Source organism: Knoellia aerolata DSM 18566 (genome assembly GCF_000768695.1).
Lineage (GTDB): Bacteria > Actinomycetota > Actinomycetes > Actinomycetales > Dermatophilaceae > Knoellia > Knoellia aerolata.
On sequence record NZ_AVPL01000143.1, the window covers coordinates 1 to 1161 of the forward strand.

At 68.9% G+C, this 1161-nt stretch carries 2 protein-coding genes; both read left to right on the forward strand.

The genetic code is table 11. From position 1 onward, the window contains the following. A partial coding sequence (gene prpB / locus N801_RS22140) for a methylisocitrate lyase (RefSeq protein WP_035940912.1) occupies positions 1-681 on the forward strand: 681 nt, incomplete at its 5' end. 59 nt (positions 682-740) lie between these two features. Continuing rightward, positions 741-1161, forward strand: a 421-nt coding sequence (locus N801_RS22145; RefSeq protein WP_035940914.1) for an aconitase family protein, incomplete at its 3' end; no start/stop codon positions are given.

The window sequence follows — 1161 nt, forward strand, 5'->3', positions numbered from 1 at the left end:
GACGTGCGCCGCATTACCGAAGTCTGCCCCCTGCCCCTGGTGGTCGATGTCGACACCGGCTTTGGCGCGTCGGCCTTCAATGTGGCGCGCACCACCCGTTCGATGATCGCCGCGGGCGCCGCCGCCATGCAGATCGAGGACCAGGCCGGCGCCAAGCGTTGCGGCCATCGCCCCAACAAGGAAGTGGTGACCCTGCCGGAGATGGTCGACCGCATCAAGGCGGCCGTCGACGCCGGCACCGATCCGCATTTCGTCATCATCGCCCGCACCGATGCGCTGGCCAGCGAAGGCCGCCAGAGCGCGCTGGACCGGCTGTCCGCCTGCGTCGAGGCCGGCGCCGACATCGCCTTTCCCGAAGCGGTGCATGACCTGGAGGGCTTTCGCGATTTCGCCCGCGCGCTGCCGGCGCCCATCCTGGCCAACATCACCGAATTCGGCCAGACGCCGCTGCTGACGGTGCAGGAACTGGCCGCCGCGCAGGTCGGCATGGTGCTCTATCCGCTGTCGGCCTTCCGCGCCATGAACCGCGCGGCCCAGCGCACCTACGAGGCGATCCGCCGCGACGGCACCCAGCGCGGCGTGCTCGACCAGATGCAGACGCGCATGGAACTGTATGAAAGCATTGGCTATTTCGCCTATGAAGAGCGGCTCGACGCGCTGTACGCTGACAAGGCCGCCTGACACGCCATGAAGACAGCCGGGCGCCGACCCGGCGACAACGGAACGGAGACAGACGTATCGTGCAGCCCCCCGAGCAAGATCCCTATCTGCAGGCCTACGACCCGGACGCGGAGTATGGCCGCCATTTCAGCGTGCCGGCCTTCGCCGCCGAGCACGGCCTGCAGGCCGGCCGCCTGCCCTACGTTGCGCGCGTGCTGATCGAGAACGCGTTGCGGCATGAAAGCGCCATCCACAGCCACCGGCCGCATGCGCTGGCCCTGCTGCGGGCCTATCACCCCGACGCGCCGGCGCCGGATGCGCCCGCCGATGTCTGGCTGCATCCGACGCGGGTGCTGGCGCAGGACGTTAGCGGCATTCCCAGCCTGATCGACCTGGCCGCCATGCGCGATGCGCTGCAGGCGCGCGGCGGCGATCCGCGCCGCATCAATCCGCTGATCCCCACCGACCTGATTGTCGATCATTCGCTGATCGCCGAGGAAG